The sequence below is a fragment of the Pelodictyon luteolum genome, from assembly GCF_001622165.1.
Classification (GTDB): Bacteria; Bacteroidota; Chlorobiia; order Chlorobiales; family Chlorobiaceae; genus Chlorobium; species Chlorobium luteolum_B.
In genome coordinates this window covers 1-15,672 of sequence record NZ_LVWG01000033.1, presented here as the reverse complement: position 1 = coordinate 15,672, position 15,672 = coordinate 1, and the positions used below count along the sequence as shown (strand labels likewise).

Here is a 15,672-nt window from a genome sequence, read left to right as displayed (position 1 = left end):
GGGGCCCGGAAGATGCCGCATAACCATTCCAAACCGTGAACAATTCTTTCAAGATATTCCTCAGATACAATTCCTGGATTCTCGTCAGCCTCCTCTCGGGGATATCCTTCATCATCACCGCGATTGAACAGAACGATGTTCCCTCAAAAGTCGCCGTTGCCGGCTATGACCTTCGGGGCTACGTTGCAGAGAAAATCCAGGGCTTCGGCTATGTCCTGCACCTGAAGAAGGAGAATGACCGGCTGCTGGCCCAGAACAGCCGCCTTCTGACGAAGCTCCTCGTTGCTGAAACCGCCCTGCAGCGCCAGAACGCGCTGCTGAACATCCATGCAGCCACGCCCCCCGCCATGCAGGGCTTCAAAACCGCCCGTGTCATCGACAGGACCTTCAGCGAGCGTGAAAACATGCTCCTTGTCGACAAAGGAAGGAACGAGGGCATCAGAAAAGACATGACGGTGCTGACCCCCGACGGACTTGTCGGACGGGTGGTGTCGGTATCGGCACACTATGCTTCCATCATGCCCCTCATCCACTCCGACTTCAAGGTAAGCGTGGTGTCGGCAGGGACCAGGACCACGGGCCTCGTCTCCTGGGACGGGGGACGCGCAGACATGGCCAATGTCGAGCACATTCCCATCAGCAGCACCCTTGCCACGGGCGAAGAACTGCTCACCACCGATTTCAGCACCTTTGCCATTGCAGGGCTCCCTGTCGGCCGGGTGACGTCGGTAATGCCGGGACGGTTGTTCAGCATGGTCAAAATGAAACCCGCCGTCGATTTTTCCAGGCTGGACTATGTCCTCCTGGCGCCACTCAACAATGAGCCGGAAAAGCTCAGGATGCTCAGCACCCCGGGTCCCGGAAAAAGAGAACCATTAACGCAACAATAAGCACTGTGGCCAGAAACGTTTTCGTCCTTCTTCTTGTGCTCCTGATCGTCTGCATCATGCAGGTGCTCGGGTTTTCACGCCTTACCCTGTTCCATACTGCCCCGGATGCCCTCGCCGTCTTTCTCGGCTTCAGTGCCGTTACCCTCGGCCGCAACGCAGGCACGGGATTCGGTTTCCTCGGTGGCATGCTCTGCGGCATCTTGACGGGAGACATAGGACTCCATATGCTGGCAGGAACTACCGGTGGATTTATCGCGGGCTCATTCCACATCCCCCGCGACAGCCATGCCACCCCAAGCCAGAAAATGCGGCGCATATACGGTGCAACGGCCTCCGCGGCATTCGTTTCCCATACCGTCCTTGCCATCGGACTGAACCCCCTCGGCCTTTCCCCCGTCTACCGCATCGTCGTGCTCGGACTCCTTGCCACACTCTTCACCCTCATGCTGGCATTCGTGTCAAACCTGCTCATCCTGAAAAACACAATTTCAGACTGAGAGATGGACAGACTGCAGCACAGCACCAGGATCGTTTCAATCCTCATCGTGGCCGCCTTTGCCGTCCTCCTCGGCCGGCTGTTCTGGATCCAGGTGCTTGACTTCCAGCAACTCGGCTCGATATCCTCGTCGAACAGCATCCGCAGGGTCTGGATCCAGCCTCCCCGGGGCCGCATGATCGACCGCAACGACATCATCATGGTCGACAACAGACCGCTTTACTCCGTTAAAGTCATCCCGGCAGAGTTCAACGATTCCGGAACGGAGGCCCTTGCATGGCTGATCCGAAGGCCTATGGAGGAAGTCGCACAGAAAATCGAGAGGGGGCGGAACTTCAACCGTTTCTCGGCCGTCACCCTCCGTCGGGACCTTGAGAGCCAGGACGTTGAACGCCTCGGCGAAAACCTCTGGGAACTGCCCGGCGTCCTCATCGAAGCTGAGAACAAACGCAAATACGCCGACTCCCGCTACGGAGCACACCTCTTCGGCTACCTGCGCCAGATCGCCCGAAAGGATGTCGCCGAACTGGTGCTGCAAGGATATGCCCAGGATGATAAAATCGGCTTCAGCGGCCTTGAAAAACAGTATGAAGACCGCCTGAAAGGCACGAAAGGCGCACGGTTTGAAATGGTCACTCCGCTCGGGCGCTACGCAGGAAAGTACGACGACGGCCGGAGCGACATCCCCGCCGTCAGGGGGGACGACCTCTACCTCACCATCGACTTACAACTCCAGCAGCTGGCAGGGGAGCTCCTTGCTGCCACTGGCCGCTCGGGGGCGATCGTCGCCATCGATCCATCCACAGGAGGGATCCTTGCGCTCGAGAGCTCCCCGGGGTACGATCTGGAAACGTTCAACGGCGCCACCGATCCCGAAGGGTGGCGCGCAATCATCACGGATCCCCGAAAACCGCTTTTCAACAGAACCGTTCAAGCCGTATACCCTCCCGGCTCGATCTACAAGATGGTGCTCGCCATGGCAGCCCTGGAGGGAAACAGGATCGATCCGGAGAAAAAAGTTCTTGACAACGGCGTCTTCACCTACGGCCGGCGGCGGTTCCTCAGTCATGGAGGAAGAGGGCACGGCTGGGTGGATATGCGGCGCGCCATCACCGTATCCTCGAACCTGTATTTCTACAGCCTTATGTTCGACGTGGGGTTTGCCGAATGGACCCGGTATGGTGCCATGTTCGGGTTCGGAACCCGGACCGGCATAGACCTGCCCGGCGAGCGGAGCGGGCTGCTGCCATCGGCAGCCTACTATGACCGCCGCTACGGCAAAGGCCGCTGGACCAAAGGGTACCTGGTCAGCCTTGCCATCGGCCAGGGTGAACTCGGCGCCACACCCGTCCAGCTTGCGACCTATGCAGCAGCCATCGCCAACGGCGGTACCGTTCACCAGCCCCATATCGCAAGCGGCTACCGCGACACCGAATCCGGCCGGTTCGTCCCCATCCAGCACACCAGCCGAAAGGTCCCCATATCGGATGCTACCTTCCGGCTCATCGGCGAAAGCATGGCAGACGTCGTCAAGGAAGGCACCGGCCAGCTCGCTGCAGTGCCTGGAGTGCGGGTCGCGGGAAAAACCGGCACGGCCCAGAATCCCGGGGGTAAAGACCACGCCTGGTTCATCGCCTTTGCTCCGGTCGAAAAACCCAGAATCGCCATCGCCGTCCTCGCGGAGAACGCAGGATTCGGCGGCACCATCTCGGCACCGATTGCCGGAAAGCTCATCCAGCGCTACCTGCAGCCTGTACTGCCCAAACCCCCCGCAGCCGACTCCCTCAGAGGAACCGGCTCTCTTCAGGAAACATCTCCCGACTCGCTGAGCGAGTCTCTTCCCGTCATTGAAACCGCCCCTCCACCTCAGGAAGCGCCGGCAGCCGAACCCGTACCCCATGATCCATAAACAGGACCCTGCATCCATACAGAGCTATCTGGAAGACACCAGCAACCTGAAAACAGGCCATACCGAAGGTGTCTACATACCCGAAACCCCGGAAGAGATCTCGGCCCTGCTCCGTGATGCCGCAGCTCTCGGGCGGAGATACACCATCTCCGGCAACGGTACCGGCACCACAGGCGGCAGAATACCGCTCGGAGGGTACATCATATCAATGGAAAAGCTCAACGCCATCGGCGAGCCGCGGCAAACTGAGCCCGGCAAAGCCCTTATGAGGGTACAGGCCGGCGCCATGCTCGAGGATGTACAGAAAAAAGCCGAAGCCGCGGGATGGTTCTACCCGCCGGACCCCACTGAAAAGCTCTGCTTCATCGGCAGCACCATCGCCAACAACTCCTCAGGTGCCAGAAGCTTCAAGTACGGGGCCACGCGCCGCCACATAGAGCGCATCACCGTCATCCTGCCTGAAGGCGACATGCTCAGCCTCCGTAGAGGTGAGCACTGTGCAAACGACCAAGGCATCTTCCGGCTCGAGCGCCCCTTCAGGAGGAGCATTGAGTTCCACCGGCCAACGTACCGCATGCCTGAGACGACAAAGCACAACGCCGGTTACTATACCCGGGAGCGGATGGATGTCGTCGACCTCTTCATCGGCTCAGAAGGCACCCTTGGAGTCATCGTCGAAGCGGACCTCATACTCATTCCCCTGCCGGAGAAAATTATCTCTGCAATACTCTATTTCACCGAAATGGAAGGGCTTATGAGATTCACCGAAACCCTTCGAGCGACCGAACGCTCCCAGCGCCCCCGTGCCCTCGAACTCTTCGAAGAGCATGCGCTCGGATTTCTTCGCCAGCAGTACCCCGACACACCCGAACACACGGCCGGTGCGATATTTCTCGAACAGGAAACCACCGCCGAGGATGAAGAGCAGGACCTGGAAGCCCTGTTCACTCTCGTTGAAGAGCACAGCGGCATGGCTGATGAGTCCTGGATCGCCCTCGACCGGGAGGAGCAGGACCGGATGCGGGAGTTCCGCCACAGCCTCCCGCTCCTGGTCAACGAATGGCTCAGCCGACAGGAAGAGAGCAAAGTAAGCACCGACATGGCCGTCCCTGTCCCCCGGTTCAGGGAACTGTTCGATTTTTACCGCACCTCTTGCGAACAGCAGGGCTTTGTCTATATTATTTTCGGCCATATCGGTGACGGCCACGTGCACCTGAACATCCTGCCGCGCAGCCACATGGAGTTCCTCAAGGCCAAGGCGCTCTATCTGGAGTTTATAGCGAAGGTGCTTGAACTCGGGGGCACGCTTTCTGCCGAACACGGCATAGGCAAGCTCAAGAGCGGATACCTTGCGGCGATGTACGGAGAGGAAGGGCTGAGGGAAATGGCTGCGCTGAAGCGCACACTCGACCCGTTCCTTATACTCAACATCGGCAACATCATTCCTGTCGAATATCTCGAAAACCGCAACCAGTAACCGCCCCGGTGGCAAAAAAGCAGCAGACACGTTCATACACAGAGGCCATCCAGAACCGGAAAGCCCGTTACGAGTACCAGATCCTCGAGACCCTCGTCGCCGGCATTGAGCTGCTCGGCAGCGAAGTCAAATCGGTGCGCCTCGGCAAAGCGAGCCTCAACGAAAGCTTCGCAACCATCCATCACGACGAGGTATGGCTCGAGAACATGCAAATCACCCCTTACGAGTTCAACCACCTCGACGCCCTTGAACCCAAGCGGAGCCGGAAGCTGCTGCTGCACAAAGAGGAAATCCGGCGCCTCCAGTCGAAAATCAATGAAAAAGGGCTGACCCTCATCCCCCTGAAAGCCTTCTTCGACAAGAATGGCCGGCTTAAGGTGGAACTCGCTATGGCCAAAGGCAAAAAGCTTTACGACAAGCGCGAAACCATTAAGGGCAGGGAGAACGAGCGTCAGCTTCAGCAGCTCAGGAAACAGTACTGACCACCATTTAGATACCTACCGCACCATGTCCTTTCCCTCCCTGCAGGAACAGCTTGATGTCATCACCGCAAACACGGTTGAAATCATCAGCCCCGCCGAACTGGAACAGAAGATCCAGCACAGCCTCAAGACCGGAGCGCCCCTCAAGGTGAAACTCGGCGCCGACCCCTCCCGCCCCGATCTCCACCTCGGCCACTCCGTCGTGCTCCGCAAACTCCGTGAGTTCCAGGATCTCGGCCATGAGGCCATCCTCATCATCGGCGACTTCACCGCCATGATCGGGGATCCCTCCGGAAAAAGCAAAACCCGCCCCCAGCTCACCGCCGAAGAGGCCCGCCAAAACGGGGCAAGCTACTTCGAACAGGCATCCAAGATTCTCGACCCCCATAAAACGACCATCTGCTACAATGCAGACTGGCTCGGCAAAATGACCTTTGCCGATGTCATCCGCCTGTCCAGCCACTACACCGTAGCCCGGATGCTCGAGCGCGACGATTTTGAACGCCGCTACCGCTCAAGCGAGCCCATATCCATTCACGAGTTCCTCTATCCGCTCGCCCAGGCCATGGACAGCGTCCACCTCCGCAACGACGTGGAACTCGGCGGCACCGACCAGAAGTTCAATCTCCTCGTCGGCCGTGATCTGCAGCGCGAATACGGCATTCTGCCGCAGGTATGCATCACCATGCCCCTGCTTGTCGGCACTGCCGGCGAAGACAAAATGTCGAAATCGCTCGGCAATGCAGTCTGTTTCAACGATCTTCCTTCCGACATGTACGGCCGCGTTCTCTCCATCCCCGACAACCTCATCGAAAACTGGTGCCGCCTGCTGCTTCCGCATAACGGAGAAGGCCGCCGCGCCATCCTGGAAGGGTGGGAAGAAGAGCCCCGCAGCGCCAAACGGAGGCTCGCCCGAGAAATCGTCACACAGTACTACTCAACCACTGAAGCCGAAGCTGCCGAAGAGCACTTCGATCGGCTCTTCGTCCACAAGAAAGCCCCTACAGAGATTGAACTGACCCTGTTCAGCGAACCCGAGCTTCCGCTCGTCGACCTCCTTTTAGCGCTTGGAGCCGCAGCCTCGAAGAACGATGCACGGCGAATGATCCAGCAGAACGCCGTGTCCATCGACGAGGAACGGATCCTGGACATCAAGGCTGTCATCACGCTTTCAGAAGAGCCGAAAACCCTAAAAGCCGGCAAGCGAAAGTTTTTCAGGATTGCAACAGCCGCAAACAGCTGAATTGCGGGAGCACTCATAAAAAAACATTTTGAATGCCATCCCTTTTTCCTATACTTGCTCAAATTCGGTAGCGTCAAAATTTCAGCAACAATTTATCCGGAGGAACTGCATTGTCATTCGTCCCGACAAAAGTCTTCTTCACCAAAGGCGTGGGAAGGCACAAGGAATATCTCTCCTCGTTCGAGCTGGCGCTGAGGGATGCCAAAATTGAAAAATGCAATCTGGTTACCGTCTCAAGCATCTTCCCCCCCAAATGCGAGCGAGTAAGCGTTGAAGAGGGAGTGAAAATGCTCACCCCGGGCCAGATCACATTCGCGGTAATGGCACGCAACTCCACCAACGAGTACAACCGCCTCATAGCAGCATCTATCGGTGTGGCAATACCGGCAGATGACACCCAGTACGGCTACCTGTCCGAGCACCACCCGTTCGGAGAAGACGAAGAGCAGTCGGGCGAATACGCCGAGGATCTGGCCGCCACAATGCTTGCAACCACGCTCGGCATCGAGTTCGACCCCAATAAAGACTGGGACGAACGCGAAGGCATCTACAAGATGAGCGGCAAGATCATCAACTCGTACAATATCACGCAGTCGGCCGAAGGAGAAAACGGCATGTGGACGACCGTGATATCATGCGCGGTCCTGCTTCCCTAAGCATCCAGAGAAAGCAAGCAGAGACCCCAGCAACAGCAACAGGAAACGGCACCTTCACCGCGCCAGCCGGCCGGAGAGGGTGCCGTATGCTTTCAACCCACGCCAATGCCCCTGTCCGACGCCCTTCTCCATATCGGGTCCCTGGATGAACTGATCCTCCAGGGCGGGTACCTGTTGCTCTTCCTGCTCGTTTTTGCAGAGACAGGGCTCTTTGCAGGCTTCTTCCTCCCGGGTGACTCGCTGCTTATCACGGCAGGGCTCATAGCCGCTTCAGGCAGGCTCGAACTTTCACTCGTCATGCTCACCCTCGCATCCGGGGCCGTCATCGGCGACCTCACCGGGTGGCTTATCGGCAAACACCTCGGCAGGCGGCTTTTCATGAAAAGCGACTCGCGTTTCTTTCATCGCGAACACCTTGAAAAAACCGAAGCCTTCTACCAGAAACACGGGCCGAAAGCCGTGCTCCTCGCCCGCTTCATCCCTGTCGTCCGCAGCTTTGCCGCCACGCTCGCCGGCGTCACCGGTATGCCGCTTCATTCGCTCCTTTTCTTCAGCATCGCCGGAAGCACCGTCTGGGTATCCGTCTTCACCCTCATCGGCTACTTTGTCGCGAGCCTTTTTCCGGAACTCGTCACATGGGTCCATGCCATTATCGTCATGGGCATCATCGTCATCGTGGCCAGCGCCCTGAAGCACCTCGCACCACCCCGAAAAAGCCTAAAAAAACAACCCGAAGGCAGCTAGGAAACAACGGCTGAGAGAAAGCCGCAGGGAAAAATGCCTGCGACGTGGTATTTTCCCCCAGACACAACCGCACCCGAACAGCAATGCGACACCACACACACCCATGACCGAAGAGATCAAGACGGACGTCCTCGTGATAGGCAGCGGCATCGGCGGCCTCTATTTCGCCATTCACATGGCAGACCACGCCCAGGTCACCATCATCACGAAAAAAGAGAGTTCAACCTCCAATACCAACTGGGCCCAGGGCGGAATAGCTGCAACGATAGACCAGAACGACAGCACCGAGTTCCACGTCGCCGACACCCTTGATGCTGGAGCGGGTCTCTGCAACCAAGCAATGGTGGAAACCATGGTCCGGGAAGGACCGCGGCACATCCAGCGGCTCATAAGCCTCGGCGTGCAGTTCACCACATCAGACCATGACCACCTCCATCTCGGCAAGGAGGGCGGACATTCGCATAGCCGAATCGTTCATGCCCAGGACCTCACCGGCCGCGAAGTCGAAACAGCACTCCTGAACCGCGTCAACAGCCACCCGAACATCACACTGCTCGAGCACCATTTCGCCATTGAGCTGATCACCGAGCACCATCGGGGCATCAAGACCAACGACATCACCTGCTACGGTGCCTATGTGCTCGACTCCCTGCAGCGGAAACCAAAAAAGATCCTCGCAAAGATCACGATGGTAGCCTCAGGAGGACTCGGCCATGTCTACCCGCACACCACCAATCCCGACATCGCCACCGGTGACGGCGTTGCCATGGCCTACCGGGCAGGGGCAGAAATAGCCAACATGGAGTTCATCCAGTTCCACCCCACCTCGCTCTACCACCCGAAAGCCAAGTCGTTCCTCATCTCCGAAGCGGTCCGGGGATTCGGCGGCATACTCCGGTTGAAAAACAAAGAGGCCTTCATGCATAAGTACGATAAGCGGGAGAACCTCGCCCCGCGCGACATCGTAGCGCGGGCCATCGACTCGGAAATCAAGAAAAGCGGCGAAGAGTGCGTATTCCTCGACGTCACCCACATCGAGGCGGAAAAAACAATCGAGCACTTCCCGAACATCTACGAAACATGCCTCGAGTTCGGCATCGACATGACGAAGGAGATGATCCCCGTTGTTCCTGCAGCTCACTACTCCTGCGGAGGAATACGGACCGATGACCGAGGAAGAACGACCCTGAACCGCCTCTATGCCTGCGGAGAGACCAGCTGCACGGGAGTGCACGGCGCCAACCGCCTTGCCAGCAACTCGCTGCTCGAGGCTCTCGTGTTCGCATGGCGGTCGTACGAACAGATCCAAACGGAGCTGCACAGCATCCAGAACACCGTCAGCTTTCCCGACTGGGACGACAGCGGCACCGTCAACCCCGAAGAGTGGATCCTCGTCTCTCACAACAAGCGGGAGGCGCAGCAGGTGATGAACGACTATGTAGGAATCGTTCGCAGCGACCTTCGCCTGCAGCGGGCACAGCGCCGCATCGACTTTCTGAAAGAGGAGACCGAGTCATACTACAAGAAGACCAAGATCACCACCCAGACGCTCGAATTGCGCAACATCATCAAGGTAGCGAGCCTCATCATCGAAGGGGCCATAAAGCGGAGGGAATCACGGGGACTGCACTACACGACCGACTACCCCGAAACCGATGACCGGCACTTCCATATGGACACGGTGCTGCGCTCGTTCTGATAAGGCAAAAAGAACGGGGGAGGCCTTAAGCCTCCCCCGCTTCGACTACCGTACTTCCTGCCAGTCCCTTGCATACCGGAAATCGATGCCGGGCGTTCGGCCTGAAATCTTCGCAATCACCGGCATCAGCCGTTTGTACTGGTTGCGCACCACCATCTTACGGACCCGGTCATAGAAGGATGCTGCAACCCCTTCACCGAGTATGGCTGCGCGGTCCATGCGCAGTTCAAGCATCATGTAGAGCAGGAGATCAACCTCCCCGTAGGAGAAGCCCAGATCGCTTTCGTCGCTCTGCCCTTCCCAGAGGTCGGCTGAGGGCGCTTTATCGATAAGGATGGAAGGAATGCCAAGATGGCGGGCCAGCCCGCGGACCTGGGTCTTGTAGAGGTCGCCAAGCGGATTGACGGCCGAGGCCATGTCGCCGAACATGGTGCCGTAGCCAAGCAGGAGTTCAGTCTTGTTGCTCGTTCCGGCCACCAGGCTCCCGTCCCGGGCGGACACATCATAGAGCAGCACCATACGGGTTCTGGCCATGATGTTGCCCCTGCGCAGCCGCTCCCCTTCCGGTACGTCCCGGAAAAAGGCATCGGCCATCGGCGTCACGGGAAGTTCTTCAGCCTTGATATTCAGACGCCGTATCATGATGTCGGCATGCTCGAGACTCTCGCGGCTGCTCTCTTTGTAGGGCATTTTAAGGGCGAGAACATGCTCAGGGCCGAGTGCACGGACGGCAAGCTCGGCGACGACGGCAGAATCAATGCCGCCCGACAGGCCGAGCACAACGGAGGAAAATCCGAACTTCCGGATTTCGTTCTGGAGGAAGGCCTTGAGAATATCTTCGAGAAGGCCGTAGTTGAGATCGAGGTCCTGAGGCTGCATGAAAAAGGAACAATTAAAAATTGAACAGCCGCACAAGCGACATATAGAGCACGAACACCGACGCCTGAAGGACGCCGGCAAAAAGTGCGGCGGTTTTCATTGACCGGCCGGAAAGGCTGAACAGCGAGGAAAATCCGGAACTCGAGATGAGCAGCATGTGGCCGAGCGCCAGAAGGGCGAAAATCCAGCTCCAGCTGCCTGTGAAATAGAAAAGTTCAAACAGCCAGACCGGAGTCATGGCATAGGACAGCACCGTCACCACGCCGCCCTCCATCTCCCCGGCCTTCTCCTGAAAAAGTATACGGGAGGTGGCGCCGGAAAGAACGTAGAACGCCGCCACGTCAATGATGAATGAGGCAATGGCGAAAAACATCGCGGGACGCGGAACGCCGATGAGCGGAAACTTCAGGAGCTGCACCATGGCGATGACCGGTACGGCGTAAGCCCGCTGCACGTCAAGTCCTTCAGGCCAGGCGCCTGCCTTCAGCTCCAGCCAGAACCTCCTGTACCGGAACAGGACGGCGACCATTGCGCCGAACAGTTGCTTCAATCCTCCCTGCATCTGCCTATCTGAGCCATTTTTCAGGGTTCTGCTTCACGCCGGCCTTCCAGATCTCGAAATGCACGACGGAACCGCCATCCGGGTTCCTGCCGGAAAGTCCGATCAGCTGCTGGGAAGCAATGAGGTCGTTCTTGGTAACCCGAAGGTCTCCAAGGTTGGCGTACACCGTGAGGTACGAATTGGGGTGGCGGATGATGACGATGTTGCCGAATGTCGGCATGAAGGCGATCTGGGCAACCTTGCCGCCGGACACCGCCTTCACCGGGGTGCCGGCAGGTACGGCGATGTCGATGCCGTTGTTCGTTGTAACGATTTTCAGCTCAGCATCAGTCACCGATCCGAAACGCTGCGATACCCTGCCGTTTGCGACCGGCCAGGGCAACTGGCCGAACGCCCTGTCGAAATCCGCTGAAACCTTACGCAGTTCTGGTGAATCCGGAGGAGGCGGCACCCTGCGCCCCGCTGCCGGAGCAGGCGCTTTTCCTGGAGCAGGGGCCTTTTGCGGAGCAGGCTGTGCGGCCAGACGACGAGCCTGTTCAGCCTCGATGGCACGCTGCTCCGCCCTGATGAGGGCTTCGATCCGGCCCTGCAGCTGCCGCCGTTTGCGTCTGGCGGCAAGCACCTTTTCGGTATAGGCGGCCTTTTCCTCTTTCAGCTTCACAAGTGCCGTCTCTTTCTCCGATTTGCTGGCGGCATAGTTTTTCAGCTGCCGCTCCTGATCCTTCACGGCCTCGGCTTTCGCCCTGTAACTTTTTTCCAGCTCGGCCCGGTTGTGCTCCAGTTCCCGGGCGACCTGCTGGAGTGTGTCGACATGGCCATGTACCGCTTGAGCGAAAAAGCCTATGTATTGAGCCTTCACGATGGCATCGTTGACAGAACGTGCGGCAAACACATTCTCCATCTCCCTGTCGACGCCGTATTTATACACGGCAACCGCTGTTCGGCCAAAAGCGGACGAGACCCGTCCATATACCTGCCGGTTCTCCTTGAACTGTCCCTCAAGACGGTCGATGTCCCGGTCAAGCACCGCAAGATAGCGCTGATTCTCCCTGATGAGTTCACCAAGTGCCGTAATCTTGTTCTGAAGGGTCTTCAGGCGCCTCAGTGAGGTCGTTTCCTGCCGTTTGGTGGCATTCAGCTTCTTCTGATAGACATCAAGCTCTTTTTTCAGGTTGATGAGCGTCCGCTCTACATCCTGACGCTCCCGTTTGATCTTTGAGAGTTCCCCGGCCGTGGCGCCATATGCCGCGGGAGGGAAAGCAGCGAGATGAAACAGGAAAAATATGACGGACAGCACAAACAGGCGGGCTGCGGAATGAGAAAACGAAAACGGGCGAAAGCGGCCCGGGATGGAAGATTCAGTCACGTTTAGGGGAATGGGTTGGCGTCTCTCTATACTCATCACTGGTGCATTCGGTGCCGGAGGCCCGGTGTTCAGGCACCCCTCTCCGGCGGCTCCTTCGGGAGGTCGGCGGACCCGGGCGCAAGGGAATGTTTCAAGGTACAGCATTAAATCTTTTCTTCGCAAACCGCCGGGGAAAATTTAATTTGTTTTTCTGGCGACGAAAGCATTAACTATCCGTTTTTCAAGGCGCCGCCGCACACACACCACACACCCAATGGACAAGCTTGTCATCACGGGAGGAAAGAGAATCGAGGGCGAAATAACAGCCTCCGGCTCGAAAAACTCTTCGCTGCCGATCATCGCCGCCACACTGCTTTCCGGCAGCGGCACCTTCACCCTGCACCGGATCCCCGATCTGCAGGACATCACCACCTTCCGACAGCTGTTCGACCACCTCGGGGCAGAGACCGCTTTTTCCCACAATACCCTCACGATTACGACAGCCAATGTCCAGAGCGTCCTTGCCCCCTATGAACTCGTCAAAAAAATGCGGGCCTCGATCTACTTGCTCGGCCCCCTGCTTGCCCGGTTCGGGCACGCCAGAGTATCACTGCCGGGCGGCTGCGCGTTCGGACCGCGCCCGATAGACCTGCACCTGATGGCTATGGAAAAGCTAGGAGCCCGTATCACCATTGAGACCGGCTTCATCGATGCCGTTGCCGAAGGCGGCAGACTCAAGGGTGCAACCATAGATTTTCCGGTCTCGTCAGTCGGCGCAACCGGCAACGCCCTCATGGCGGCTGTCCTTGCCGAAGGCACCACCATTATCAGGAACGCTGCGGCTGAACCCGAAATCGAGGCCCTCTGCCATTTCCTTCAGGCCATGGGCGCCGATATCCGGGGCACCGGCACCACCGAGCTCATCATACACGGCTGCGACTCCCTCCGGCATGTGGAATTCAGCAACATCTTCGACCGAATCGAGGCCGGGACAATCCTGGCAGCGGCCGCCATCACCGGCGGATCCGTCACCATCCGGGGCGTCATCCCATCCCATATGGAATCCGTGCTCCAGAAATTCAGTGATGCCGGCTGCCGGATCGAGACCACCGACGACACCGTGATCCTCAAAAGCACCGGCCGGCTCAAGGCTACGGACATAACCGCCGAACCCTTTCCCGCCTTCCCCACCGACATGCAGGCCCAGTGGATGGCGCTCATGACCCAGGCTGAAGGCACCAGTGAGATCACCGACCATGTATACCATGAACGCTTCAACCACATCCCGGAACTCAACCGGCTCGGGGCACATATCGACATAGAAGGCAACTGGGCCGTCGTACACGGACCTCAGGCACTCTCGGGAACAAAAGTCATGTCGACAGACCTCCGGGCATCGGCAAGCCTGGTGCTTGCGGGACTGGTGGCAGAAGGAACGACTGAAGTGCTCCGGGTCTACCACCTTGACCGCGGCTATGAACGAATTGAAACCAGGCTCCAGAACCTTGGTGCCGAGATCAAGCGCGAAAAGTACAGTGAATTCGGCTAAAGCAGGACAATTCTTTGAAAAAAGAGATTTTTGCTTTGCATTTTATCATCAGCGCGTTATATTAACAGCCTCTAAAGCCAAGCGCTGAGGGCCCTTAGCTCAGTTGGTCAGAGCAAGCGACTCATAATCGCTGGGTCGTAGGTTCAAGTCCTACAGGGCCCACTGGTTATGACGGCAATAGAGAAATACCTGGCGTGTTCGTCTAGTGGCCCAGGACATCGCCCTCTCAAGGCGAAGATCACGGGTTCGAATCCCGTACACGCTACATATCACATGAACCTCTGCTGGCAAAGGCAGGCAGAGGTTCATCTATATGCACCCGTAGCTCAACTGGATAGAGTATCTGACTACGAATCAGACGGTTAGAGGTTCGAATCCTCTCGGGTGCACGAGAAAGGCATACAACACAGGACTCCTCTCCAAACCGTATCGTTCATAACTGCTATGTTCGATCTCGCCTTTCTTCTAGCCCCTACATTTGCGACGTTCGCCATCGGGATTCTGCTCCGCAAGCTTGGCGTTCTTGACACAGTGGCCATCGACTCCCTTTTCAAGATCATCTACAACCTCGCACTGCCGGCACTGCTCCTCTCCGTCCTGCCTTTTGTATCCCTTGAACCCGGAATGCTCTTCCTGCCGCTTTCGGCAATCATCATCATAATGCTTTCGGCTGGCGGCGCTGCTGTCTCGGGACGCCTGCTTCATCTTGAGAACAAGACCGAGGGAGTACTTTTTGCCGGCTCGATCATCATGAACCTCGGCTTCGTCGTTCCCTTCGTAAAATCATTTTACGGTGATGAAGGACTGGCCCGCCTCTTTGTCTTTGACCTCCCCAACAGTCTTTCAGCCTACACCATCGCCTACGGATTCGCCTGCCGCGGCAACGGAGCGGGAAGCTTGGCCATTGCACGGAAAATCGCGCTCTCCCCTCCTGTCTGGGCCCTCATGGCGGGACTCTTCCTCAACCTTGCCTCACATAGACCCGGGCCGATTGAAGCAGGTATCATCAACTCGCTTTCGGCACTGGCCGTCCCCCTTCTGCTCCTGGCACTCGGAGCATCGGCCCGCTTCGCAAAAGTCCGGATGAAGGACATCATCGCCGGCATCGGCGTCCGGATGGTGCTTGGACTGGCTGCAGGGTTCCTGCTTGCCGACCTTTTCAACCTCAGGGGACTTGACAGGGCCATCCTCATCATCGCAGCCTCGGCACCCGCAGGCTTCAATACACTCACCTTTGCCGCCATCGAAAACCTCGACCGCGACTACGCCGCATCACTGGTCACCACGTCCATGCTGCTCTCGCTTCTCCTCATCCCCATTCTGCTCACAATCCTCTGAAACCGAGGCCCGGTAACCCTGTCGCTCAAAAAATTGTTTTGAATTGGAAATTTTTCCTATATTCACAACTCTCAAGCTGATTGAGGAGTGGCCAAATTGGTAAGGCACCTGATTCTGGATCAGGCAATTCCAGGTTCGAGTCCTGGCTCCTCAGCACCGAAAAGCCCCGCTGCAGAATATGTCACGGGGCTTTTTCCGTTCGTACCCAATCACCCCATTTTCTTGGATAGTGAGCTGAAAGGGTGAACTTCGTCCTGCATGATCAACTATAATTGCAGATCATGGGCTCCAAGTTTATATTTCAGAACTGTATCTCCCCTAACAATCTGACCCCCGGACAATGTCAACGAAGATGACGCATTTTTTTGAAAAAAACATTCACTTTTCAGCCGGGTTCAGCACC

General features: G+C 57.5%; 14 protein-coding genes and 4 tRNA genes. 15 read left to right on the top strand and 3 right to left on the bottom strand.

The window, feature by feature from the left end:
* Window positions 1–35 precede the first annotated feature (35 nt).
* The 9 genes from mreC (at window position 36) to nadB (ending at window position 9,596) form a co-directional block, all read left to right on the top strand.
* The gene (gene mreC / locus A3K90_RS07545; protein ID WP_303681984.1) at window positions 36–890 is read left to right on the top strand and encodes a rod shape-determining protein MreC; all 855 of its coding nucleotides are present in this window, start codon (window positions 36–38) and stop codon (window positions 888–890) included.
* A 5-nt stretch (window positions 891–895) separates the two neighbouring features.
* Window positions 896–1,387, top strand: coding sequence for a rod shape-determining protein MreD (locus tag A3K90_RS07540; protein WP_303681983.1), 492 nt, complete (start codon window positions 896–898; stop codon window positions 1,385–1,387).
* A gap of 3 nt (window positions 1,388–1,390) precedes the next feature.
* Window positions 1,391–3,295, top strand: a complete 1,905-nt coding sequence (gene mrdA, locus A3K90_RS07535) for a penicillin-binding protein 2 (protein ID WP_303681982.1) — start codon at window positions 1,391–1,393, stop codon at window positions 3,293–3,295.
* On the top strand, window positions 3,285–4,772 hold the full coding sequence (locus A3K90_RS07530; protein ID WP_303681981.1) for an FAD-binding oxidoreductase: 1,488 nt from the start codon (window positions 3,285–3,287) through the stop codon (window positions 4,770–4,772). The genes mrdA and A3K90_RS07530 overlap by 11 nt, the downstream gene beginning before the upstream one ends.
* An 8-nt stretch (window positions 4,773–4,780) precedes the next feature.
* Complete coding sequence (gene smpB, locus A3K90_RS07525; protein ID WP_303681980.1) at window positions 4,781–5,254, top strand: SsrA-binding protein SmpB; 474 nt, start codon at window positions 4,781–4,783, stop codon at window positions 5,252–5,254.
* Window positions 5,255–5,279: 25 nt separating this feature from the next.
* Entirely contained in the window at window positions 5,280–6,497 is a 1,218-nt protein-coding gene (tyrS, locus tag A3K90_RS07520; RefSeq protein ID WP_303681979.1) for a tyrosine--tRNA ligase, read from the top strand.
* A 110-nt stretch (window positions 6,498–6,607) separates the two neighbouring features.
* Window positions 6,608–7,153, top strand: coding sequence for a pyruvoyl-dependent arginine decarboxylase (locus A3K90_RS07515; RefSeq protein WP_303681978.1), 546 nt, complete (start codon window positions 6,608–6,610; stop codon window positions 7,151–7,153).
* Between the two features lie 105 nt (window positions 7,154–7,258).
* Complete coding sequence (locus A3K90_RS07510) at window positions 7,259–7,897, top strand: DedA family protein (RefSeq protein WP_303681976.1); 639 nt, start codon at window positions 7,259–7,261, stop codon at window positions 7,895–7,897.
* 103 nt (window positions 7,898–8,000) lie between these two features.
* Entirely contained in the window at window positions 8,001–9,596 is a 1,596-nt protein-coding gene (gene nadB, locus A3K90_RS07505; protein WP_303681975.1) for an L-aspartate oxidase, read from the top strand.
* 45 nt (window positions 9,597–9,641) lie between these two features.
* Here nadB and A3K90_RS07500 read toward each other — a convergent pair whose 3' ends face one another.
* From A3K90_RS07500 to A3K90_RS07490, 3 genes are read right to left on the bottom strand one after another with little or no spacing between them, the layout of a single operon-like run.
* On the bottom strand, window positions 9,642–10,475 hold the full coding sequence (locus A3K90_RS07500) for an NAD+ synthase (protein WP_303681974.1): 834 nt from the start codon (window positions 10,473–10,475) through the stop codon (window positions 9,642–9,644).
* Between the two features lie 13 nt (window positions 10,476–10,488).
* Window positions 10,489–11,025 (bottom strand): hypothetical protein, encoded by a 537-nt coding sequence (locus A3K90_RS07495; protein ID WP_303681973.1) that lies wholly within the window; start codon window positions 11,023–11,025, stop codon window positions 10,489–10,491.
* A 16-nt stretch (window positions 11,026–11,041) separates the two neighbouring features.
* The gene (locus tag A3K90_RS07490) at window positions 11,042–12,334 is read right to left on the bottom strand and encodes a murein hydrolase activator EnvC (protein ID WP_303681971.1); all 1,293 of its coding nucleotides are present in this window, start codon (window positions 12,332–12,334) and stop codon (window positions 11,042–11,044) included.
* A gap of 322 nt (window positions 12,335–12,656) precedes the next feature.
* On the opposite strand from A3K90_RS07490, the gene murA reads away from it, so the two are divergent.
* From murA to A3K90_RS07460, 6 genes are all read left to right on the top strand, one after another.
* On the top strand, window positions 12,657–13,931 hold the full coding sequence (gene murA / locus A3K90_RS07485; RefSeq protein ID WP_303681970.1) for a UDP-N-acetylglucosamine 1-carboxyvinyltransferase: 1,275 nt from the start codon (window positions 12,657–12,659) through the stop codon (window positions 13,929–13,931).
* Window positions 13,932–14,019: 88 nt separating this feature from the next.
* Window positions 14,020–14,093 (top strand) — tRNA-Ile (locus tag A3K90_RS07480).
* Between the two features lie 29 nt (window positions 14,094–14,122).
* Window positions 14,123–14,196, top strand: a tRNA-Glu gene (locus tag A3K90_RS07475).
* Between the two features lie 50 nt (window positions 14,197–14,246).
* Window positions 14,247–14,320, top strand: a tRNA-Arg gene (locus tag A3K90_RS07470).
* 55 nt (window positions 14,321–14,375) lie between these two features.
* On the top strand, window positions 14,376–15,269 hold the full coding sequence (locus tag A3K90_RS07465; protein ID WP_011357318.1) for an AEC family transporter: 894 nt from the start codon (window positions 14,376–14,378) through the stop codon (window positions 15,267–15,269).
* Window positions 15,270–15,350: 81 nt separating this feature from the next.
* Window positions 15,351–15,423, top strand: a tRNA-Gln gene (locus A3K90_RS07460).
* Window positions 15,424–15,672 lie beyond the last annotated feature (249 nt).

Bases quoted from the DNA above. Each gene is read 5' to 3' on its own strand.
- mrdA (WP_303681982.1), top strand. From the start codon at position 1,391: ATGGACAGACTGCAGCACAGCACCAGGATCGTTTCAATCCTCATCGTG.
- A3K90_RS07530 (WP_303681981.1), top strand. From the start codon at position 3,285: ATGATCCATAAACAGGACCCTGCATCCATACAGAGCTATCTGGAAGAC.
- tyrS (WP_303681979.1), top strand. From the start codon at position 5,280: ATGTCCTTTCCCTCCCTGCAGGAACAGCTTGATGTCATCACCGCAAAC.
- A3K90_RS07510 (WP_303681976.1), top strand. From the start codon at position 7,259: ATGCCCCTGTCCGACGCCCTTCTCCATATCGGGTCCCTGGATGAACTG.
- nadB (WP_303681975.1), top strand. From the start codon at position 8,001: ATGACCGAAGAGATCAAGACGGACGTCCTCGTGATAGGCAGCGGCATC.
- A3K90_RS07500 (WP_303681974.1), bottom strand. From the start codon at position 10,475: ATGCAGCCTCAGGACCTCGATCTCAACTACGGCCTTCTCGAAGATATT.
- murA (WP_303681970.1), top strand. From the start codon at position 12,657: ATGGACAAGCTTGTCATCACGGGAGGAAAGAGAATCGAGGGCGAAATA.
- A3K90_RS07465 (WP_011357318.1), top strand. From the start codon at position 14,376: ATGTTCGATCTCGCCTTTCTTCTAGCCCCTACATTTGCGACGTTCGCC.